This window comes from Betaproteobacteria bacterium, assembly GCA_009377585.1.
In the GTDB taxonomy this organism is placed as follows: Bacteria; Pseudomonadota; Gammaproteobacteria; order Burkholderiales; family WYBJ01; genus WYBJ01.
Map to the genome: position 1 here is coordinate 1 of WHTS01000032.1, position 22319 is coordinate 22319.

The following is a 22319-nucleotide window of genomic DNA, read 5'->3' on the forward strand; positions in this document are numbered from 1 at the left end:
GCGACTGACGCGTCACCCTTGCCAGCGTCAATCAACATCGGCATCATCAACCTCGCCGCGACATTCTCATCTTGTTTGTCGCGCCTCTCTCATCCAGATCGTCGCGCTACAAGTCGTAGTGCTTCGATGATCTTGCGCATGGATAACCGTTCTCTTGCCACCGGCCGTCCCCTGAAAAAGGGGGCGGATGGTAGCGGGTTATCCCGCGCCACCAGAGCGGGCCAGTCGTTCGCTCCGCTTGCATACGCAGTCAGTGATCGAATTGCCCTGGAATCACTGATCGATTTGCACTGGAATAGGTGATCGCAATGGCGTGGAATCAGCGATCGAAATGGCATGGAATACGCACTTACGTTTTTCGACGGCGTCCGATCGTGTCGAGGATGAACTGCTCCGCACCATCGGGCCGTCTTGCAACCATCCAGAGTCCAAGGTGTGTGCAGACATAGAGCAAGACACCGGTCGCGATCAATAGGGCGACTTGTGCAATCTGCATGAAGATCGCTGTCGACGGGGCGATGGCAGATTTGAGCAGCACGACTCCGCCAACCATGATACTCACGCTGACAAGACTGCGCCAGATATTCGTGATCTGGCGCAAGACCGAGATCTGAATGAAGCGTCGAGCGATCATCAAGGTCATGAGGATGATGACCAGCCCTCCAAGTGAGCGGGCAATGACCGCACCCAGCAGACCGAAGTACCATGCGCCGCCCAGAGTAAGTGGCATGCGCATGCCAAAGTTGACGGCCTCGCGCACAACCAGCACCTTCGGTTGACCAAGGGCCATGGACAGCGAGAGTAACGGCAGATAAAGCACCTGCAATGAGACGACAGGCGCCAGCCAGTAGATGACGGTCACGACAGAATCCCAGTTTGGGCCAAGTACCAACGGCACGAGTCGGTCTGCGACGACAGAAAGGCCGAAGCCGAATGGGAGCAGGATTATCACCAGCATCTGCTGGGCCTTGAGATAAGCTGCACGGGTCCGGTCAGTGTCACCATGCAGCCGAGCGAAACCTCCAAACATGGTCTGCATGATCGGAGAGGCAAAAGCGTAGGTCGCGAGCGATGCCATGTCGCTGCCAACCGTGTATTGCCCGAGTTGGGCCTTACCCAGGATATGACCTATCAGAAAGCGATCGGACTGGAGATTGACCGTCGAGATGAAGCGCGAGATCGTCACCCAGCCCGCGAAATTGAGAAGGCTCCTGGTCCCTTTGAGCCGGAACCGAGGCCGATACGGCGCCAAGAAGTAGCTATAACCGGTAGACACCAATGGTGTCACCAATTGGCTCGCGATCAGCGCCCAGTAAGAGCGGGTGGCATAGGCCAACCCAATCGCGACTACAAGACCCGCGAGACGCCCGACGATTTGCATGCGGGCGCCAGGTCCATATTCGAGCCGATGCAGGTAGTGCACTAGAGCTGGACTGGTAAAGCCGCCGACCAGGGGGACCAGTGACAGCACCCACAGGATGGCGGCGAGCCGATCATCATCATAGAGCGCCGCCATCGGCACGGCAGCGCCGGCGATGACTACTGTGACCAGGAGCCCGCGCAGGCAATTGATGGAGAAGGCAGTGTCGATATCTCGCGGATCGATTTCTTTGCGCCGCACCAGCGCGTCGCTGACGTTTAGTTCGGTTGTAGCCCGGACAATGGCCAGCACGGATGCTGCCAAGGCAACAAGTCCGAAATCGGCTGGCGTCAGCAGCCGCGCCATGATCACGAGAGAGATGATGTCTACGAACTTTATGAGCAGCTGCAAGGCTGTCAGAAGCGCGGCGCCGAGGGCTACTTTGCGTCCAAGCATGGGTTGTTTTTTCAGCGCTGCCAGACTGCCCGGAGGCAATTGACCACTCGCTTGGCGAAGGGGTTCAGATCCTTAGTCGATTCCAGAATGCTGGCTTCCTTATATCGCGTAGGAATTGGCGCAACTTATCGTTCGAATTCGATCAGTGGCTGCTTGGCCTGCCGGAGCCTCCCATAGATCGCCACCGAGGTTTCCGCGATTCCCAGTCGAACGTCATAACTCTCGCGACGATGCAAGCTTGACGCGAACTCTGGTTTGACGCGTTTGACCGGATCCCATGCTGCCCCCGGACCATGTCCTGCTCACACTCCGAGATTTCATAGCGAAAACAGCAGCCCATCGTTCTCGGTTGGATCCCCTGAGTTGACGTGCAGACCGCGTCAATCTCGCCCGATGGAACAGTTCGACGAATAGGCATTTCGGCTCGATTTTGACCTATCGCTCGGTGCGCGTCGAGCAAGTTGCCGTGGTAATCGCCGTCATGAAGCGGCTCGCACGCTCGCACAGCGGTACCCGCACTATGGGTACCGCCGCATCAAATCTTCCTGAAGCGAGAGGGTTACAGCATGAGTTGGCAACGCGCTCACCGGCTTTGGAATGCCGCCGGGCTGCAGCTTCCCCGACATCGGCCACAAAAGCGGGTTGTAAGGTCACGGCCGCGCCCCTTACAACCCTTTGCGCCAAACAGCGTCTGGATCTACGATTTCGTCTTCGACGGCTGCGCCAACGGCCCACAGCGCAAATGCCTCACGATCGTCGACGAATTCACCCGGGAGTGCCTCGCGATCGATGTGGCGGGCAGCATCCGTTCCAACCTCGTGAACGAGGTCCTGAACCGCCTGATCAGCGAGCGTGGCGCTCCGGCGATCCTGCCTTCCAACAATGGCCCGGAGTTCATCAGCAAGGCGATCTTGCAATGGATCGTGGACCAGAACATCCAGACGGCGCTCATCGATCCTGGGAAGCCATTGGGCAGAATGGGATCGACGAGAGCTTCAACCGCAATCCCCGACGAGTGCCTCGGCGTCGAGCGGTTCCGTTCGCACCTGAGGCGATCGTCGAGGCTTGGCGCAGGAATTACACCACGTTCACCGTATTCCAGCCTCGAGTACCATACGCGGTCGAGTTGCGACGTCGCCGCGATTTCAAGATTTTATCACCCGAAATTCCCATGGCAGGTCAAACGTTTGAATGGGTCAATTGGTCCGACAACCGGCGCCTACTCGAACCCATCGGCAACACGCCTCCGGTGGAGTTCGAGACATCGTACTATCCTGTCGCGGATGCTGCTCGAGCAGCCCAACCCATGATCAAGCAGCGCGTGGCGCTAAACTTTCAGCTCCCTTCCTCACCTTCTCGAGTTACAAAGGTGGCCCACAGGGCATGGGGTACTCTCTTGACCGAAACTGAAGCGTCGACGAGCGAGAAAGTGTTACGGCTACGTATAACAACAACTTTATAATGTAATGATGAGGGAATCTAGTCGCATTGTCGATACAGTGTTTCAATCACTATCATAAGAGGAGTCAAGGTATGTGCTTCCCCTTCGAGGCTCCATTGCCTTGCCAATCAGCATTAGCGTCGCTATAAGCTACTGGGTATGTCAACAATGGCCTTCGCTCTTCTAAAACAAACCCTAAAGCGGACGACCTGGAACTTTTGTCGCTCGTTACTTCGCACGTGCCCTTTTGTTCGCGACGGATATCACTACCTTCTAAAACGAAGGATCGTGCGTGCAATGTTTTATCTACCCGACGCAGTTCGCGCGTATCGCCATATGCGCTGGGGAACGACGAGGGAAACCTATTGGAAACTCAGCGCGGAGACGATTTTCTACTTTCATAAGTTAGAGAAAGGACTATGCATTCCTGGTCAGAAGCGATTTTTCGGCGCGGACGCGGCAATCACGTTAGTCTCTTTGCTTGATCGGTGGAGAGCACGCAGCTACTCAATAGATGATCCTGTTTATGTTGGCGCCCTAGAATGCCTTCGCGCCTATAGATCTCGCCTTGCCCTCACACCGCCGCCAGTCAAACTAGCCGACGGTCTGAAAAGACGAATCGATACTTGCTTGGCAGATGCCTCTTCGCGTCCTGAGTTCTCGACTCCAATGTCTGCCATGCAATGTACGGGCGCTGCTGAAACCCTTCAGCGGCTATGTATTGCACGCAGAAGTGTACGTGCATATCGTCCGGAACCTGTTGCTTTGAGTGATGTGCACGATGCAATAGCCATTGCGCAACTGAGCCCAAGCGCTTGCAATCGGCAATCTTGGCGCGTACACGCTTACCAAGACAGGCGGCAGATGGATTCGTTACTGGCTTTACAGAATGGCAACCGAGGTTTTGGCCATCTCATTCCACTACTTCTTATTATTACTGCAGAGGCCAATGGATTTTTCGATGGTTCGGAACGCAATCAGCCGTATATTGACGCCGGCTTGTTCACTATGACCTTGCTGCTGTCGCTTCAGGCTAGAGGATTGTCAAGTTGTTGTCTCAACTGGTGCGTCACAGACCCAACTTTAGACATCAAGGCGCACCGCCTCGGGCGTATCCCAGAAAGTGAGATTATCATCATGTATCTAGCAGTAGGGTACGCCGATGACGCTGCGTTGGTGCCACGCTCGGTTCGCAGAGACATTAATTCTTTCTTAGTCGTACACTGATTCGGAGCCCAGACCAACTGCAGCCCTCGAGCATCATTAACTGGACACGGAATATAACGGAATATCGTAACGTGCGGCGAACGCGACCTGCCTTAGAAATTCGGGTCAGTTATTGCTTGAGGATGGCTCCCTGGTTGATAAAATCATGACGGCGCCGAACTCGGTCGGGGTATGGTACTCGAAGCTGGAATGCGGAGGTGGCCCCGCTTGGTGCTGTTGATCAGCGTTGCCTTCGCCTTTGTCCAGATCGTGATGGCGTGTTTATCCAAGCGCCTGCCGCAGGAAGGCAATGGAAGTTGCCTGTAGTTCCTTGAGCTTTTCGTCAACTACCGCAAAGTCGATGGGTGTGCGCACGAGCTCGCGAAGCCGATCTGGTGCCGCGTCGGAGACAAGGCGGTCCATGAGGCCAAGTTGGCTCAGTAGTGAGGTGAATCGATCCGCGCCGCGGTTGCGATTGACGATGGCGATGAAGTTCTTGCGGAAGATGATCGAGAACGCCATTCCATGGAAAGAATCGGTAAGGACGAAATCCGCCTCCACGAAGGCTCGCACCCATCCGGACACATCCAGCGTCGTCGCCCCGGCATCGAGTGTCAACGAATGGTAGGAATGGTCTGGCTCAAGGGCCCGTTGAACTTCGCGACTGAAAATGGGTCGATCGGGTTCCTCATCCAGTACATAGCTCAGGAAAGACTTTCCGGGCTTGCGGCCGACGGGTTCGGCGATCCTTACGTAGAAGGCGGGATCGATTAGAAGCGTGGGATCGATCACATGGAGAGCGTCATTGCGGTCGAACACCTTGGCACAGATTTCGACGCCAGACGCCTCTCGCACTGAGACGGCATCGAACTGCGCCAGCAACGCCTTGATGCGAGTCGTGAGCTGGGGATAAGTCCAATTGCCGTGACCGAAGGAGGCCGCATAAGCCACCTTGCGGATGGCAGGGCTAGGCGCAAAGCCGAAGAAAAAGTCTTCCTCTGCGCCCCTGGGCAGGTATTCAAGACGCCAGACCTGATCCGAGCCCACCACGAGGGTGTCGATTCCGAAACGATGGATCGCTGCTGCCATGTCGCGTGTGGTGGTCAGCTTGCCTGATCGACTCGACACAAACCGGTTCAAAAACGGTTGATGCCCTTTGGCTCTTCGGGCACGAAGCGCGATATCGGCTTTTTCGAGCAATTTCCTCGTAAGGCCAGACGGGAGCAGCCTAGAGAGGGGAGGTCTTTTCTCGGCCATTGTTGTCAGCTGACTTTGCAACGTGGGAAGCCAAGGCAGATGTTCGAGTAATCCGACAGCAGTCCGATGCAGGGGCGACGTCCCCGATAGGGACGACGCACGCTCCAGAAACACGACATCCTTGTTCAACTCGGAGGTTAGAAACCAATAAAGCGCAACCGCTTGAAGGATGCCACCGTAGTTGGTGTGCAGGGGGAGGGTCAACAGACCAACACGCTTGGACAAATCAGCTCACTCCAGTTCCGTGCGGCAGTTCACCGTTTTCCGATGACTCGGCGTCGCACATACTTCAAGTATCTCCTTGCATCTCCAAGGAGAGTTCGCGGTTTCAAAAGACGAAACTTGCGGCGTACACCGAGGCACCGGATGATTTGTCCGGATTCCGCAAGACCGATGGCATCATCGGCAGCCGTTCTCTGTGCAAGTATGAAGAATGCCGCCCGGTGCTCCGGGGCAATGGTCTTCATAACCTCGAGTCCGTGGGTGGCCAAAGGACGTTCACGGTCTCGATACTTCACGGCGAAACCGAGGTCGGAATCTTCGACATGAAAAAGTATCCGTGGAGTTGGATCCCAGTAGACAGGTCCCATGAACAGGATCTGAACCCAAAGGTAGCTGTCCTCACCCCATAAGCACCGGTCTCGATCGTAGAAACCGCCAGCCTTGTGGAATGCTGACCGGCGCACGATCGTCGAACTCGAGTGCAGGCCATCGAGAGCGATCTTCATCCGACTGGAGTCTGTTTCCGCAGTTGGCGGCGGCAAGAGTTCTGGAGACGAAGTGAGAAGAGATACCTTGTCTTTGACGCGGTGTGCGAATGCGCCGGTATCGTAGCTGCAGGCATAGGCAACTGCTTCCGGGTGTCGCTCGAGTGCGGCAAGCCCAGCCCTCAGGAAGCCCGGTTGCCACTCGTCATCTCCATCGAGAAAAGAGAGGAGGTCAGCCCTCGCGTGAGATGCACCGGCGTTCCTGGCGCGCCCCGGGCCGGCATTGGCCTGCTGAATCAGCCTAATGCGTTTGTCGGTGATCGCCTTGACTTCTTCGGCAGAGCCGTCCGTGCTTCCGTCATCCACCACGATGATCTCGATCTCCGGAATTCCTTGTGCAATTACAGAACCAATCGCCCGCTGGATCGTGGCCTGCTTGTTGTAGAGGGGAATGACGATCGAAATTTGTAGAGGGTGAACCAATTTCAAGCCTCCGTGAAATTTTAGTGTTCGATCCTTTCGTTGTCCGACATGACCGGCTACAGTTCACGTGCGGGAGGCAACTGTTGGCCGTCTGTGAAGCCGTTACTTACTCCGGCATCCAGAGCCAATGAGCCTCGCCGCCGAGCGCTTCCACCGTTAATGTGGAGGGAGAACCGACATGAACACGCTGCTTGCCGATCCGGCCGAATTCGCCGCCTTGCTCCAGCGCTTCTTTGCCGACCGGTTGCTCCAGCCCCAGGCCGTCAGCCCCAGGCCGTCAGCCCCAGGCCGTCAGCCTCAGGCCGTCAGCCTCAGGCCGTCAGCCCCAGGACCATCGCGGCATACCGAGACGCCTGGCGCTTGATGCTGGCATATGCTGAGCGCAGGCTCGGCCAGCCGCCCGCCAAACTGACTCTGGGCGACTTCGACACGCAGTTGACTCTCGGCTTCTGGCAGCGTCAATGGCGTAACGGCTGCGCCTTCTCGACCGCAGCACCGAACTGCCCGGCCCGATTGGTGGTATGCGCAACAAAATCCCGGAAATCCGACAAAAATCTGGGGGTTGGCGCCATTTCCGGTAGCGACCCGTTTGCTCTGTCCCGTAGAATACCGCGATCGACAAAGCAACGAAAACAGATCCACGACCAATGCTCGACAGACGCTTTTGGGCACTTTTTTGTACGGCATGCTGGCCGGCTTTCGTGTTCGGCGCATTCGATCCGACGGATGTCGTTCAGATCGAAGCATCGGCATCGCTTTTGCGGGACGACAATTTGTACCGGCTGCCGGACGTCGATCCAAGGATATTCGGCATTAGCCCGGAGCAAACTTCGGATACGGTGCGCGTGCTCGGCATCGGGCTGAAGCTCGACAAGGAACTCAGCCGACAACGCGTTATTGCAGATCTGAAGCTGACCGACACCACCTTCGACAACAATCCACTACTCGACAATTCAGGTTACGACGGCGGGCTGTTATGGCATTGGCGGGTCGGAAACTATTGGGACGGAGAGTTGGGGGCAAGACGCCGCAAGTACCAAGCAGGGTTCGCAAATACCAGACTGACAACCAAAGACATCATCACATCGGAAAGTTATGTCGCATCCGGAGGGTATCTTTTCCACCCGCGATGGCGGATCGGGGGCGAACTACGTGCTCGTGACTACAGCCATAGCGCGCTGAGCAGGCAAAGCTCCGATCTGGAAACCAGCGGCGCGGCCATCGTCCTGACTTATCGCACCCCGGCCGCCAATTCGATTGGTGCGGAGCTGCGCCGAAATGAGGGCGAGTACCCCAACCGGCAGCTTATCGGAGTGGCGGCGTTCGACAACAGCTATACCGAAAACGAGGCCAATGCGATTGTCGCATGGCGCCTGTCGGGTGTCACGAATTTCAATGGGACGCTAGGATGGACCGAGCGACGTCATAAGAATTTCCCTGCCAGAGACTTTTCCGGGTTAACGGGAAAGTTGTCGGCCACCTGGGAGCCAACGGGAAAGCTGCGGTTTACCGTCACGGGAATCCGCGATATCCGCACGCTCGAGGACGAGGTCAACAATTACGTGCTCGTCAACTCCATAGCGGTCTCACCCTCATGGGCGGTCACTTCGAAATTCGCACTCCAGGGGTCACTGATACGGGAGGAGCGTGAATATCTCGGTGATCCTGGGGTCGTGGTCACGGGCGGTCCAACGCGAGAAGACACGGTGAAGACGGCCAGAGTTGGCATCATTTACACGCCCTTGCGATACATCGATCTAACCCTCTCGTACGAACGAGGCGACCGGCGCTCCAACCAGTTCCTCAATGACTTCGATTACGAGTCGTGGTTCGGAAGTTTGAGATTACGGTTCTAGCTCAGGCCGTAGGTCATTGATTGCAAATTGCACCAATTTTCTCCGCGCAGTGGGAGTTAGGGCTAACGGTGCTCCCGTCAACGCACGGTTTGAGGCTCGAACTCTCGGTTTTCGTTACCTGGTAGGTTCGTTCGAGCGGTCCCTTGCTCGATCAGTGCCAGCAGCCCGGCATGCTGAGCACCATTCCAAGCGTGAGCGGCCCAGTGCGCTTTCCGCGCATATGAGGCGGCAACCTCGGGCTCACGCAGCAAGAGCACAATCGCGTCGGCCATAGCGCTTGGATCATCATCCGGCACGTTCAGAAACGCCTTACCGCGCAATCCTTCCAGCCCCCGGCTCCCTGCTTCTGTCACAACTAACGGAAGCCCCAATGCCAAGCATTCCACAGTCTTCACATTCAGTCCTGTGCCCATCCGGACCGGGTTGACTGCCAACGATGCTTCCATGTAGACAGTTGCGAGGTCGTCTACCCTGCCCTTCTTGACGATGCCCACGGCATCTTCAATCCGGCGACATACGTCGCCAACGAGCCACAACTCGAAATTGGGGCACATCGTGCGCACGCGGGGTAGCACCTCCGCCACGAAATATTCGACGGCCTCCTGGTTGATGGGGTTGTCCGACCCTACGAACACTGCGCAAGGCCTTCTGGCGAGTAAGAGGGGATCCGATATCTGCACCAGGTGACCTATCGTCACCACCCGCGCCGCATCTTGCAGGATGTCGGAAAATATTCGCCTTTCCGTTTCCTGAATTGCGACGACCACGTCGGCCCTCGCCAGCCCACGCCGTTCCTCCTCCTGAGTTGTCGAAAACCATCTCGGCGTTTGACCCTTTCGCAGATAGTGCAAATGACGGTCCGCGAAGCGATCGTTTGTATCGAGTACTTTCAGGACCGTATCGGGCAACGCATCCAGTGCCTTGGAAAGGAAGACATACACGACGATGACCACGTCGAAACGTTCCTTCGCGTGCAATTCAGCCAGAGCAGCCGAAATCGCATTGTCGTACCAGTCGTCCACACCCCACACGTATGCGCTCGCCCTGGCCAGAACCGCCAATACGCGCCGACGCAATCGTGTACGCCAGCCGCGATGAGCCGACGGAGCTCGGTACGGAAGAACCGTCAATCGGCCCTCGAAAAAGCGATTCATTGCCGCTAGGTCTCCGCTCTCCATGGGAACCAGTGCAAAATGCACGGTGTGCCGAGCGTCCTTCAAAGCGCGTGCAATTGCGCCGACTCTTGCCCGATTCCCTGCGGAGGAAGGGTGAGTTGGCGTCGGGGAAACGATCAAGATCTTCATCCCATTTCCATTATCTGCTAGTAGTACTATTGTGGCGGGACTCTAACGCAGCTCGATGATTGCATCGTGGCCGTCTGCGGGATGGGTTCTATCGCAAATTGCGGCACGCCGAGTACTCGGTGTGTGCCGCTGCCTGCAGCCCTTTGCAACGGCCTCGTGACAAGTCGGCTAAGAACCGATAACTTCCGCAGGCTATATCGCGGGCGGCGATGCACATGCCAACGATAATGTATGCAAACGGCGAAGCCAACGAGCGGCGCCATTACAAGATGCGGTGACTGATTCTTGTCGAAGCTATCCAACTATCTCGAACGCGGCGAACAGGTTGACGGTTGGCTCGTCAACTTCAGTGCGCGTTTCATTGATGTGGCGAGAATCCAATTGGCGGCATCGTATACGTGTTCACTCGGCGAGATCGGCGGATCGGCGTTCCATGCGGGGCGCCTGTTTTGGTGCTGCACCTCTCAGCGCAACCCGACGAAAAGGTCTTTGCGATCGGTGACTTCGACAGTCAACATCCCGAAGCTCGATGCCGCTCCGAGCGGAGCCTATGCCGACTACTACAAGAGGAAGACCGAGGACTTCGAGCCCAACTTCCACTGTTGGGCTCGATGCACGCGAGCAGTAGAAGTGGTAAGCGTGGATGTCGATGAGGCCTCACTCGATCCGCTCTATCGGCTCACCAAGACGGAGACGCACCATGTAGTTCCTCTCAAAATACAATCTGAAAAACTCGACGAATCGATCGTCGTCGAAGACGACGAGCACGGCACATCTACAACATCCAGCCTTTGTCGATGCTGCAAAGGCACACTTCTCGTCTCACGAGATTCTCGATTCACACCCGGACTCGCGAAAGATCATCCTCTTGTATGATGGCACGCGGTTTTCTATGGTCCGATGACAGCTCTGCACCCAGGCTCGAACACCCCGAACGCAATCGAGGAACTTGCCATCTTGTGCTCGAAACGGCTCCCGCTCATCTGCCGCCAGCGCTCCGATAACCATCCGAGGAATCACCTGGGCATGCCTGCCGTCGTGCCAAACGCTGCTTCTTCGGCCGACTGGAAAGCGCCCGCGCGGGCAATAGGTCCCATCCAGAACGTATTTCGCACTCGCATGGAAGACCGATACATGCCTTGCTTCCAATAGTGCCTACCCGGCGCTCCGATGTCCCGGCCGCTGTTGTACTGCAGCGTTGCGACCTTCTGGATGTCCAGCACTTGCCGAAATTGCACCTCGTTTTCGTTGCGGCGCCAGATCGTAACGCCTCCCGTGTCATCTGTCGCGAATTTGATTCGGATCACAAAATCGGTCCAGTGACCGAGATTAAGAGAACTATCGGAGAGTTCTTTCGCGACGTAGCGATTGCCCGCAGCGAGATCGCCGCCATTCGTTCGAGCGACATATCGGCCGCCTGCTACATCAAGCGCGAACGAAGGAGGCGCCTTCAGACTATCCGGACCGTGCAGTTGCAGGATGATCTGCCACGTGTTTCTGGTATCTCGCTTAATGGCCACGAAGTCTTTCGGGAACTTGTAGCTCATCGCGAAGTACTGCGTATTGCTATCCGGGGTCTCGTACAAGACGCGGCCCTGATCCGAACGCATGTTGAGAAGCTCGGCACGATTCTCGCCCGGATGAACATCGACCAGAACCGCTTTCTTGCCGTGGTTCATTTCGCTCTCGGACACTGACAAGCGATCCGGGCGCGCGGCATGAGCATGGGCCCACTTGCCGAGCCGGGAATCCGACGTAAAGTCACTCGCGAAGCTCACATCGGGTGCTTGGGCGGCTGCAGCAGCCACGCTCGCTGGAAGAAGCAGAAGAGACGCCATCCAGAAAACTGGACGATGATTGTGAATTCCAGACTTGGTGAATCTCATAAGATTCTCCTGAGCTCCTGACAGGCCGAAATCGACCTCGGTCGGGGGTAGAGCTGCACTGCTGCGGACCGCGCGATGCACCTCACCCGTGTTCTGAAAACCGGTGGCGTGACGATCATTGATGACGTCCAACTCTGGCCCTGCCGAATCGTCGCAGATTTCTCGATGGCGAAGACGTCTGGGGAGAAATTGTCCGAACGCGCCGTTTTTGCCGCCTATCGTGTGCGCGTCGCCTCTTCGGAAGCATTGAACAGGGCGGGCGCCTAGCCCTACGTTGTCATTAAATCCAGACGCACGTTCTGGACGAGAATGCTGGATAGACTTCCGCGCAGTTAGCGAATCCATGCCGACAATTGACGACCATTATGCCGGGCCATCTCCAGGGCCAGCAGCCAGAAGAAGTACATGTCATGGATGAAGTAGCGGGCAAACATCCTCTGCGGTTCTTGCAGGAACCGATAGAACCACTCCAGGCCGACACTACGCATCCAGGCCGGAGCCCGCCTTGTCTTCCCTGCCACGATATCGAATGTTCCGCCGACCCCCATTGCGAAAGGCACCCCCATTGCCGACTGATACTTCGCCAGGAATTCTTCCTTCTTCGGCGAGCTGATGGCAACGAACAATATGTCCGGCGAGCTTTCCCGGATTTGCTCCACCACCGCGGCCTCGTCGTCTTTCTGCCAGTATCCGTGCCGAGATCCGGCAACGATCAACGAAGGGTGCATCGCTTTGAGGCTCTCCACGGTTGCCGATACGATCTCCTGTCTGGCGCCCAGGAAATAGACCCGCCAGCCCTTCCGTGCAGCGCTCGCTACGAGTTCGTAGAACAGGTCCACCCCGGTCACGCGCTCCTTAAGCGGGCGCCTGAGCAGCTTGCTGGCCCACACGACCGGCATGCCATCCGCGTTTATGAGATCGCACCGATTGATAATCGACCTGAATTCTGGATCATGGTGCGCGCGCACGACTTTGTCGGCATTTATCACGACGTGCTGATGCGGTTGTCCGGAATCGATGAACGATTCGATCCGATCTATCGTTTCGCTCATCGACAAGTTGTCGACCATGCAACCTAGAATCTGTACTCTCATCGTGAAGGTCTCATTAGCTCGCGAACGAATCCCTGTCAATCCTATCCGCCGTCCTGCGGCATCATCCGTTGGGGGCCATGGATGCGTACAAGTTCTCCAATCTGGGCAACACGACATCGGCGGAAAATGCGTGCTCGACCCTCGATCTGCCGGCTGCGGCCATCGCCGTTCTCATGCTTTCATCCTTGCCCAGCCGAACAAGACTCGCCGCGAGCGATGCCACGTCTCCGGGAGACACGATAAGTCCATCCACCTGATCGCGTATTACGTCCGGAACTCCGCCCACATCTGTCGCCACCACCGCCAAGCACCACGACATCGCCTCCAGTATGCTCACGGGCAGCCCTTCATGATGGGATGGGAGCACGAATATCTCCGACGTGGCGAACAGCGTCTCCTTTTCCTGGCCAGAAACCCACCCGCAGAACTCGACCTTGGTTTCCAAACCGAGGCCACGGGCGAATACTCGCGCCTTTTCGATTTCCCCGTCGCCGGCGACAACCAACTTCAACTGGGGCACATCCGCGATTGCCAGTTTGAATGCCGATAGCAGTTCATATATTCCCTTCTGTTCGGCCACCAGGCCCAGGAACAAGACTTGCAAAGCCGGCCCCGATCGCGGGCGGTTCACGTTCTGGGGCAAAGACACGTAGTTCGGAAGGACCATTATCTTGGAGCCGGGAGCAACGGCTTGTACGAATTCCCGCCAGGACTCGGTCAGAACCAGGACGATCGAGGCTTTGTACAGCTGCGAAGAAACGAAGCGCCGAAAGGGACGAAACAGTTGGGAGTAGAACTTCTGCATTGCCCCGCCGTGCAGGTGCAAGATCACCGGGACGCCGAAGGTCCGCGCAATGGATGCGAGAATCGCCTTTCTGAAGAAGCTTCCATACGCCGCGCAATGACAGTGCACGAGCGCGACTTTCCCGCTCATCAAGGCAGCCGTCAGCCGTAGGACACTCGACACGAATACCCCAATGCGCGCGGCGATGCTGCCCCTGACGTGCGTAACGATCAAAATTACGTCCCACCGTTCGAAGACCCCTTCCTTCCTGTAGCCTTCGACAACCGACCACATCCCGCCAGGCGCCGATGTCGAGAGCATGACTGCTCGCGATTTACGCCGGTCAAGCATCGCTGCGGCATTCCAGTTGCCGTAAGCGTACCATCGAGTTTGGATGCGGCCGCCAGCGCGAAACCCGCCTGCGGCATGCGAATAACGTTCCTAGGCGCAAGAGGTCGATGAACGGCCGTACTTGTTTTCCCGGTGCGGCTTTACCATCTCGCAAGGCTAACGTCGAAGCGCGAGCTTTCCCGTGAGGCCATGTCTGAGCTCGCGCGCTTCTGCGTAAACCAGTTCGCAGGTATCGGCTATCGATCTCCAGGACAATTCTCCATTTCTCAGTGCACCTGCGCCGTCCGCAAGCCGAGTCCAAAGGACATCGTCCAGAAGCAATGAGCGGACCGCGTTGGTAAGCGATACGACGTCTTTCGGCGGTACCAGCAGACCATTGATCCGGTCTCTAACCAGCAGCGGTATGGCCCCCACCGCGGAAGCCACTACTGGCCGGCCGTACCCTATCGCCATGGCCGCCACGCCGCTTTGTGTACCCTCCACATAGGGCAAAACAACCACCCTCGCACCACGAAACAACGGGGGAACTTCCGAGGCAGCAATATAGCGGTCGATGACCTCGAAGCAGCCAGAGGTTTTCATGCGGGTTAAATGCCTGCCGAGATCGTCCCCTCGACCCGCAACGACCCCCGTCACGGGATGACCTTCCGCGCGAAGCCTGAGCACGGCTTCGATGAAATATTCGAGACCCTTATATTCGTGCATCCGGCCAAAGAAGAGCAGCCGCATCCCGCGCGGCGGCACTTCCTCGGTAAGCATCGCTTCCTCCGGGCCCAGAGGTCCGTGAGCGACCGTCCGCACCTTCGTATGCAGCCATGGAGCCACCTGTACGAGCTCCCCGGCCAGCGCTTCGCCGTGGACCAGCGCAAGATCCGCCGATCGCCTCGCCCACGGCAGATACCACCTGTACCGGGAGAAGCGCAGGCGATTCTCATCGGTACCCTTATGCGGTGCCGGATCGTGAATCGTCATTACTTTCGGATACATCCAAAGAAACGGCAACGTGAGCACGATTTCGTCGCGCGGATTCTCCTGATAGTGGATCACGTCGGGAGCGAAGCGCAGTATTTGCTTCACCAGCCGCCATGCGTTGACGATCGCATTCCATGGCCAGCGAGGCTTTTTCAGGACCAGGCACTTCAGATTGGCTTTCTCGCCTCGGCTTTCCCAGTCCTGGCCCAGCTCATTCATCACGTTCTGATCGTACAGGATTAGCAAGACTTCCCACTTATCCGCAAGCGCCTCGGAAAGGCGGACGGCATATTCCGCGAAATGCAGCGCAACGACCGCAACTCGCCGCCTTCCGGTCGCCCCCGGATCCAACACTGGACCCTCCGTGGATGTAATGTGCGCGCTCATTTGGGATCGGTGAATATGTGCATCGTTACAGCGCCGCTGAGCTTCCTTGCGTTCTTCCAGCAACTGAATGGATCGGCAGCCGAATTGCCTACCGAGCTTCCCAGATGACCTTCGATCCTCTTCCCCTTCCTGCGGGACGACGGAGCGTACCGTGCGTCGTTGATGCCATCCGCCTGCGGAATTTCAGTAGCTCTGACCTAACAGCTTTGCGCCGTGCCTTTTTCCGTCCAGCGCGAATGGCCGCAACCGCCTGCCCGTTGCCTTGGCTTGCACGGCGCCTTCCTGCTGTTCGATTTTCGCGGCAACGCCGAACATGAGGGCAGGCAAAAAGTACAGCGTCGTATCCTGGAACGCCGGTGAGCTGAATGTCACCAGAAGCATGTACACCGTGCTGGCTACAAAAACAATCCAATACAGGCGTGCCCGCGACTTGGACTTGACAGAACGTATCACCGCGTACAGCAACACCAGACAGTAGAACATTAGCAGCAATGCCGCGCCGAAGAATCCGGACTCTGCAAGCGAATTTGGCCAGTACGTATCGATCAGAAATTGTTCGTCCTGAAACCACCAGTACTGCCTGAATCCGAGCTCATCGTATACGGACAGATCGAACTTCATCGCACCCGCGCCGCCGTAGGTTCCCAGCCCGGCCCCAATCGGAAAATACAGCTTGGCCAGGACGAAGCCTCCGTAGTACAGAAGTGCGCGCGGATTGTCCCATCTGCCCGTCGAATTGAACCCCCACGTTGTCGCATCCCGAAGGATGAACTCCGAGAAGGCGACCCAAAGGAAGACTGCGCCTATGCCGAGCAAGAGCATTGCCAACAATATCCTGCTTCTCATCTGTTCCGGGCGAACGATGACAATCACAAAAGCCGCGGCCAGAATGAACGAGACGATCTCCTGCCTTTGGACCGCGAAAAAGACCAAGGCAAAATAGGCGACAGCAAGCAGACGGAACTTGAATCGCTGCTCGGACTCCAGAGCCGACTTGATGAGGCAAACGAGGCCGAAGAAAGCCGAGATCGAGGCGAGGATCGATGGGTGCACGAACGGTCCGAGCGCGCGTCCGGGAAAGATTCCGGATGGATCCTTCCAGTACGAACCCGGCTCGGGAAAGACCTTCTCGTAAACGCCCGGCGCGACCCAGCCGAACACTACAAAAGCCAGTTCCCATAGCCAGAACCATCGGACCACGAACCAGAACGTCTTCTCTGCGGGAGCTCTCCATACTATCGCAAGCCCGAACGCAAGCAAGAGAAATGGTTTCAGATCCGACAGGAACTGGTATATGGCCGCGGCAGGGCGAGATCGGCCGAGATACGTGGACAACAACACAAGGAACAGAAAAAGAAGGAAGCAGATGCTTGCGCCGATCAGGAGCTTCGAGCGCGAGATCATGCCTAGTAACTTGGGCAGCCCTAGCAAGGCGCTCGCGAATACGAATACCTGCCAGAACCCGTAACCCGCTATCCCCAACACCTTATGAACGATCGGTAGACAGATCAATCCAGCCAGTGCGGCAAAAAAGAGCAGATCCCTCCCCGTAAGCGGAAAAAACGCCAGAAAGACGAGCATCAGCGCGGCCGCGATCAGCGCAAGCCAGAAGGCGGCCCCGAAAATACCGAACAGTGCGACAGAAGCGCCCACGACAACCAGCAGGAAGGCGCAAAGAATGGCCGCTACGGCAGCTCCAAGCTTCGACTGCCTCGGAGCGATTGTATAAATCGGGGTCATGATGTTCGGGCGCCTCTGGACAGGGAGAGGCCGTTATACCGGCTGACATATCGATAGTCGGACGCAATCGGCAGCCAGACCATCCTCGAGTTCGGACTCTTGTGCGATGTCGATGAACTCGCGCACGGCGCGGGCGAAAGCCACTTCGACCATGGCATAGCCTTCTCGCGCCCGATCATGCAGCCACAGAACACTTGGTCCTACCGCAGGGCTGGCGCATCAACCGGCCGTTTCGAAACGGCCGGCAATCCGAGCCCGGACCTCACCTTCAATGGCCGAAACGAACGTCTTCAGGAACCGATCCTGCACCTGGAAACTGTGTTCGCTGTTCGTATCGATGGTCGAAACTCGCACCAGCACGCCATCTGGAATCGTGCCTGTCAGCCCATAGCGCAACTGAGCCAGCTTTTGCTGCAAACCGTCGAGAACGATGTTGTCCCCAACCACGATCCAGTACGTGATCGGCTCGTGGCGCGTCCCTTTGGTTGCGATCAGCCGCTTCACCGGAAGCACACCGAACTGAGTTGCCACCTGGGACAACGAAGAACGGACAACCTGAAAACCTTGCGCCGCATAGCAGACTTCCGGACGATGCGCTCGCATCGCGTCGCTTTGATCGCCTCCATAGGCGATGGAAAGCATGACCCTGTTGCCTTGCTTGTCGACGTAGGTCCTTGCCAGGGTCTGGTTGTATATCTGATCGAGCTTTGCCTGAACGTCGGGTGCAGGCACGACGGGCATTATGGATCGATCGATCCGCCAGTCTCCGAGCGACTCCGGCACGATCTGCTCCAGATCCAGCTTCGGTCCGAGATCTGCCATGCGCTGCCTCGGCGTGGCTGCGATCGTCAATCCGGCAGCAATGAGCATCAGAATTGCCAACAGAATCGGTTTAATCAGCGACTGCGCGTTCATGTCAGCCTCGGTTCGGTGCGTGCGAACGTTCGAAAATGCCCCAGCGCTGCGTCGATCACGAACAATATGAGCAATCCGACGACGAACAGGAATATGCCGGAAAACCCGTGAATGAATCCCTGTCCCGCCTCATCGCCGAAGTGATAGGTGACAAGGACAAGGACGCTGACGCGGACCACGTTAGCCGCGAACGCGATCGGGAGCAGGCAGGCGGCGAGCACGAGATTGCGCCACAGATTGCGATGGTCCATGAGATAGATGTACAGCAAGCCCATGGCCGACATGGAAATCAACGAATGCAGTCCGGAGCACGCGTCGGCCACCAGGAGTTGGTACGGCCCCACCGTCAGAATCACGCCCGTGCGGCCGATCGGATATCCCAGGGCGTAAAGCATGTTTTCCGCGATACCCGACACCTGCTGCTTCAACGGACCGGTGAGCGCATCGACCAGAACGCCTGGAAGCGGTAGCATGAACAAAATAAAAAGCAGCGGAAACTTGAATCGCCAAACGGTTTGCCAACCCTGCATTGCCAGCAGCACGCCGCCGAGTACCACAATCAGCGAGCCCACTTCGAAGATAACGATGTCTTGGGAACGTCCCAGTACGTAGAGGGCGAGCCCGAAGGTCAGGCCGGCAATGCCTGTCCAAAAGCGAGGAGTGTCGGCTGCGAGGAGCTCGGAGCGTTGTTGCCATACGATCCACAACACGACAGCCAGCACGATCGGACCATGCATGTGATCATCTTGGGTCCACAGGCTGCGTCCCAAGTCCACGAAGGTCGGAACGTACAGCGCAAACAAGCTGATCGCAATCGGGATCCACCGAATCCAATGACGTGCGAGCAGGCCGTTAGACGGCTGAGGGGAAACAATGCTCGACATGCGCTTCGGACGGCCACCTAGATCCGGTTCAGGACGCAACCCACCACTTCGGCTTGCGTACTTTGAATCGCAATTCCAAGCCGACTCAGGGACTCCAACCGGGATCGGCCTTCGCGGGCGACGACCAGGGCGCCCCGCGCTCTCGCCGCGATCGCCTGCGCATCGGCCGAAGCGTCGGCCGCAGGCGTGTCGATCAATACGACGTCATAGCCAGCCGACTCACGCGCCATGAGCTCGGCGAACTCCGGGCGGCTCACCAGCTCGAGAGGATTGGGCGGAATGGCCCCGGCAGGCAGAACCGACAGGTTGGCAAAGTGCCCGACTCGTTCAATGGCCGCACCATTGATGCGTCTGCTCAACAGGGCCGACAGCCCATATTGATTCGGTAACTTGAAGAGCTCGTGCTGGCGCGCGTCCCGCATATCGGCGTCTATGAGCAAGGTCTTCTCGCCGAGCTGCGAAAAGACGATGGCGAGGTTCGCCGCCAGGTAGCTGCGGCCATCGCCTTGGGACGGGCTTACGATGGCAAGCGCCTTGCGTTCCGTGCTGAACCAGCGCAACAACAGCTGCGTGCGCAAGGCGCGAAGGGCTTCGACTTGCTCGCTGAAAGGTTGATAAGCTGCCACGAGCTCAGCGCTTAGGTTCGCATCGCCCGGGCGCAAGTAGGGATAGTCGAACTGATCGGACAACGCGCTGTCGATGTCGGACTGCTCGACAAGCTTCAGCTGCGTACATGCTTCGCCGAAGCGGATTCCCTTGTCCTTGGAAAGCCGCAGGGCACGCTCTGCGTCGCCTGGTTTCAATTTCCCCGCGTCGAGCAGGATTTTGCCGATGGAGCGATCAGCGGCCTGATGAGTTCCGGCCGCCGGTACGTTTCCGCTCAACCGCTCGATGATGCTGCTCATAAATCGATCTCCTCAGGCCCTCGAAAGCGCGGCGGGTCGTGCAGGCAGGCTGCGACGCCGCAGGCGCCGGGATTGGCGATCGAGCGCCCCGAGCAGCGGCATGCCCAGCGCGTCCACGATGTCCGCTTCGGAGCGCACGATCCGATCGGACATCTCCCTCAACAGGGCAAAGCCGACCGCGAGCATCGACCCGAGAACGAACGACAGGGCGATGTTGAGGAGCAGCCTGGGGAAGGACGGAGCCATCGGCTCGATCGCTTCGTTGATTACCATGATGTTGGTCTGGGTTGTCAGACTTTCGAGCCGCGTCTGCGTCATGCGGCCCATGGCCGCGTCATAGGCACGCTGGGCAGCGTCCACCTCGCGCAGCAGGATTGCCTGATCTTCCCGCACCTTCTTCATCTGCAGCACCTTCGACCGCTGTGCGGCTAGTGAATCTCGAATCTCGCCTTCCCGGCGTCCGGCAAGATTGGCAGACGCTCCGAGCGCGCTACTTATGGTCTTCATCTCGTCGAGCAGTTGGCGCTTCACTCCGGCGATCTCCGCGCTCACGGCCTGGGACGCCGGATGGTTCTTCCCGACCCGCGTTGTCAAATCGTTCTGCTTGGTCTCCAGCTGGGCGAGGTTCGTCTTGAGACTCTGTATCACCGGGTTTGTCAGGACGTCCGGCAGTGTGTCCGGCACCTGCCCTCTCGCGACCAGTTCCTGCACCTGCCGCTGGCGCCCCACGCTGTCGTATGTTTGCGCCTGAGCCCCAACCAATTGGGACGAAAGATCGTTCAGCCGGCTGTTCGCAACGTCGAGCCGCTCGTCGGTGGCGATAATTCCGTTCTCCCGCTGATACTCCGAGAGCCGGCTTTGCGCCCGTTCGAGATTGTCTTTCATCGTCTTGATTTGCTCGTTGAAAAACACGTTTGTCTCGCGGGCAGGCTCGGTCTTCAAGTCGAGATTCGTCGTTATGTAGCTATGGACAAACGCGTTCGCGACCGCCGCGGAAAAACGAGGATCGTTTCCGGTATAAGCCAGGTTGATCACGGTGCTATCGCGGGACGGATCGATATCCAAATTCTTCAAAAGCAGATCGGCCAGCCAATCGCGAATATTGCCCCTGCCCCCGGTTTCTTTCATGAACAGGTCCCTGGCCGTCGGATTGTCGGCCAGCTTGAGCACATCGACCGCGCGACGTGCGACGCTATGGCTCTTGATGATGTCCACCTGGGTCGCGAGATAGCCCGACATAGGCAGCATCGGCATGGCACCACCCGAAATCGGATCCACACCCTTGAAATCCACCAGCACCGTGGCGGTTGCTGTGTAGCGGGGAGGCAAAAGGAGGCTGACTGCAATGGTGGCTCCGACCGTAATCACGATCGTGAGCAACACCAGCAGCCAACGCGCGCGAAGGATCCGGAGGAACTGTTGTAGGCTCATTTCAGAACAGGCTTTCCTTAACGTAGATCACGTCGTTCTCCTGCACCCGGTCGCTCATCTTGGTCTCCAGCGTCTGCACCGTGCCGTTCCCGCTATGGCGATTGATGCGTATTCCACGCTCGGTTCCACGGACACTCAGGCCGCCACCGACCGAGAGGGCTTGTATCACGGTCATTTCCTTTTCCAGACGATACGCGCCTGGCCGCTGGACTTCGCCGTAGATATAGAAAAGCGGCCCGCGGGGCACGAAGATGATGTCTCCATTGGCCACCGGAAAGTTCTTTTCCATTTCGCCGCTTTTCAGTGCATCGTGAATATCGATCTCGCGCTTCACCGTTTTGCCATCGACTCCCCGCGTGATGTGCGTAATCACGTCCGCGCCCGTCTGCGAAATCCCGCCGGCGATAGCGAGCAGGTCTGCGAGCGTGCTTGCCTGCTCGATGGGGTATTTCCCTGGGCGATTCACTTGCCCCAGTACCGAGATCTGCTGGCTCTTGAATCCGAGCGTGAGCAGGTTGACCTGCGGCTTGATGACAAAGCCTCCTTCACCCAGGCGACGTGCGATCACCTGTTCCGCTTGGCCCTTCTCCAGCCCTCCGATTTGCACCTCTCCGATGAGCGGAAATGTTATTCGCCCTTCCTGGGTGATCTGAGCCTCGGTCAGCAGGTCTGGATTGTTGTATACGCTGATCCGGACGACGTCGCCGGGACCCAGGCGATACTCGTAGGCCGGCTGCGTCGGCTGTGCTTGCGCCGCTGCGGGAAGCAAACAGGCGCTGACCCAAGCGATGAACAAGATGGCAAATGTTTTCAAGTTATCTCCCGATCGCGCATGTTTTGTCGAAGGGCCCGCCCATCCAAGAACAATTCCTTGCTGTTTCCTTCACGAACGCGTAACGC

Annotated in this window: 18 protein-coding genes and 2 pseudogenes; 6 read left to right on the forward strand and 14 right to left on the reverse strand. The window is 57.6% G+C overall.

Annotated features, from left to right (window positions below; genetic code table 11):
• Positions 1-349: 349 nt before the first annotated feature.
• Positions 350-1816, reverse strand: coding sequence for an oligosaccharide flippase family protein (locus tag GEV05_12425; protein MPZ44188.1), 1467 nt, complete (start codon positions 1814-1816; stop codon positions 350-352).
• A 566-nt stretch (positions 1817-2382) separates the two neighbouring features.
• Here GEV05_12425 and GEV05_12430 point away from each other — a divergent pair.
• The gene (locus GEV05_12430) at positions 2383-3126 is read left to right on the forward strand and encodes a DDE-type integrase/transposase/recombinase (GenBank protein ID MPZ44189.1); all 744 of its coding nucleotides are present in this window, start codon (positions 2383-2385) and stop codon (positions 3124-3126) included.
• A gap of 290 nt (positions 3127-3416) precedes the next feature.
• Complete coding sequence (locus GEV05_12435; protein MPZ44190.1) at positions 3417-4484, forward strand: hypothetical protein; 1068 nt, start codon at positions 3417-3419, stop codon at positions 4482-4484.
• 261 nt (positions 4485-4745) lie between these two features.
• Here the strand turns inward: GEV05_12435 and GEV05_12440 are convergent, their stop codons facing one another.
• Positions 4746-5945, reverse strand: a complete 1200-nt coding sequence (locus tag GEV05_12440; protein ID MPZ44191.1) for a hypothetical protein — start codon at positions 5943-5945, stop codon at positions 4746-4748.
• Positions 5946-5974: 29 nt separating this feature from the next.
• Complete coding sequence (locus GEV05_12445) at positions 5975-6916, reverse strand: glycosyltransferase (protein MPZ44192.1); 942 nt, start codon at positions 6914-6916, stop codon at positions 5975-5977.
• Positions 6917-7088: 172 nt separating this feature from the next.
• Here GEV05_12445 and GEV05_12450 point away from each other — a divergent pair.
• The 3 genes and pseudogenes from GEV05_12450 to GEV05_12460 all read left to right on the forward strand — a co-directional run bounded on the left by GEV05_12450 (position 7089) and on the right by GEV05_12460 (position 8766).
• Positions 7089-7184 (forward strand): annotated as a pseudogene (locus GEV05_12450) (integrase).
• 47 nt (positions 7185-7231) lie between these two features.
• Positions 7232-7339: pseudogene (locus GEV05_12455) on the forward strand (integrase).
• A 218-nt stretch (positions 7340-7557) separates the two neighbouring features.
• Entirely contained in the window at positions 7558-8766 is a 1209-nt protein-coding gene (locus GEV05_12460) for an outer membrane beta-barrel protein (GenBank protein MPZ44193.1), read from the forward strand.
• A gap of 77 nt (positions 8767-8843) precedes the next feature.
• Here GEV05_12460 and GEV05_12465 read toward each other — a convergent pair whose 3' ends face one another.
• Complete coding sequence (locus GEV05_12465; protein MPZ44194.1) at positions 8844-10070, reverse strand: glycosyltransferase; 1227 nt, start codon at positions 10068-10070, stop codon at positions 8844-8846.
• Between the two features lie 285 nt (positions 10071-10355).
• On the opposite strand from GEV05_12465, the gene GEV05_12470 reads away from it, so the two are divergent.
• Entirely contained in the window at positions 10356-10946 is a 591-nt protein-coding gene (locus tag GEV05_12470) for a hypothetical protein (GenBank protein ID MPZ44195.1), read from the forward strand.
• A 140-nt stretch (positions 10947-11086) separates the two neighbouring features.
• Here GEV05_12470 and GEV05_12475 read toward each other — a convergent pair whose 3' ends face one another.
• The 10 genes from GEV05_12475 to epsE form a co-directional block, all read right to left on the reverse strand.
• Positions 11087-12301 carry a hypothetical protein gene (locus tag GEV05_12475; protein ID MPZ44196.1) on the reverse strand — a complete coding sequence of 405 codons (1215 nt, stop codon included), beginning with the start codon at positions 12299-12301 and terminating at the stop codon, positions 11087-11089.
• On the reverse strand, positions 12289-13008 hold the full coding sequence (locus tag GEV05_12480; protein MPZ44197.1) for a WecB/TagA/CpsF family glycosyltransferase: 720 nt from the start codon (positions 13006-13008) through the stop codon (positions 12289-12291). Before GEV05_12480 ends, GEV05_12475 begins: the two co-directional genes overlap by 13 nt.
• A gap of 103 nt (positions 13009-13111) precedes the next feature.
• On the reverse strand, positions 13112-14185 hold the full coding sequence (locus GEV05_12485) for a glycosyltransferase (GenBank protein MPZ44198.1): 1074 nt from the start codon (positions 14183-14185) through the stop codon (positions 13112-13114).
• A 156-nt stretch (positions 14186-14341) separates the two neighbouring features.
• Positions 14342-15607 (reverse strand): glycosyltransferase, encoded by a 1266-nt coding sequence (locus GEV05_12490; protein ID MPZ44199.1) that lies wholly within the window; start codon positions 15605-15607, stop codon positions 14342-14344.
• Positions 15608-15727: 120 nt separating this feature from the next.
• A complete protein-coding gene (locus GEV05_12495) occupies positions 15728-17284 on the reverse strand; it encodes a hypothetical protein (protein ID MPZ44200.1) in 1557 nt (518 codons plus the stop codon).
• Between the two features lie 219 nt (positions 17285-17503).
• Positions 17504-18199: an EpsI family protein gene (gene epsI / locus GEV05_12500; GenBank protein MPZ44201.1), complete on the reverse strand. Its 696-nt coding sequence runs from the start codon at positions 18197-18199 to the stop codon at positions 17504-17506.
• A complete protein-coding gene (xrtB, locus tag GEV05_12505) occupies positions 18196-19083 on the reverse strand; it encodes an exosortase B (GenBank protein ID MPZ44202.1) in 888 nt (295 codons plus the stop codon). Before xrtB ends, epsI begins: the two co-directional genes overlap by 4 nt.
• A gap of 17 nt (positions 19084-19100) precedes the next feature.
• Positions 19101-19988: a chain length determinant protein tyrosine kinase EpsG gene (gene epsG, locus GEV05_12510; GenBank protein ID MPZ44203.1), complete on the reverse strand. Its 888-nt coding sequence runs from the start codon at positions 19986-19988 to the stop codon at positions 19101-19103.
• 12 nt (positions 19989-20000) lie between these two features.
• A complete protein-coding gene (gene epsF, locus GEV05_12515) occupies positions 20001-21419 on the reverse strand; it encodes a chain length determinant protein EpsF (GenBank protein MPZ44204.1) in 1419 nt (472 codons plus the stop codon).
• Between the two features lies 1 nt (position 21420).
• Entirely contained in the window at positions 21421-22233 is an 813-nt protein-coding gene (gene epsE / locus GEV05_12520; protein MPZ44205.1) for a polysaccharide export protein EpsE, read from the reverse strand.
• Positions 22234-22319: the final 86 nt, after the last annotated feature.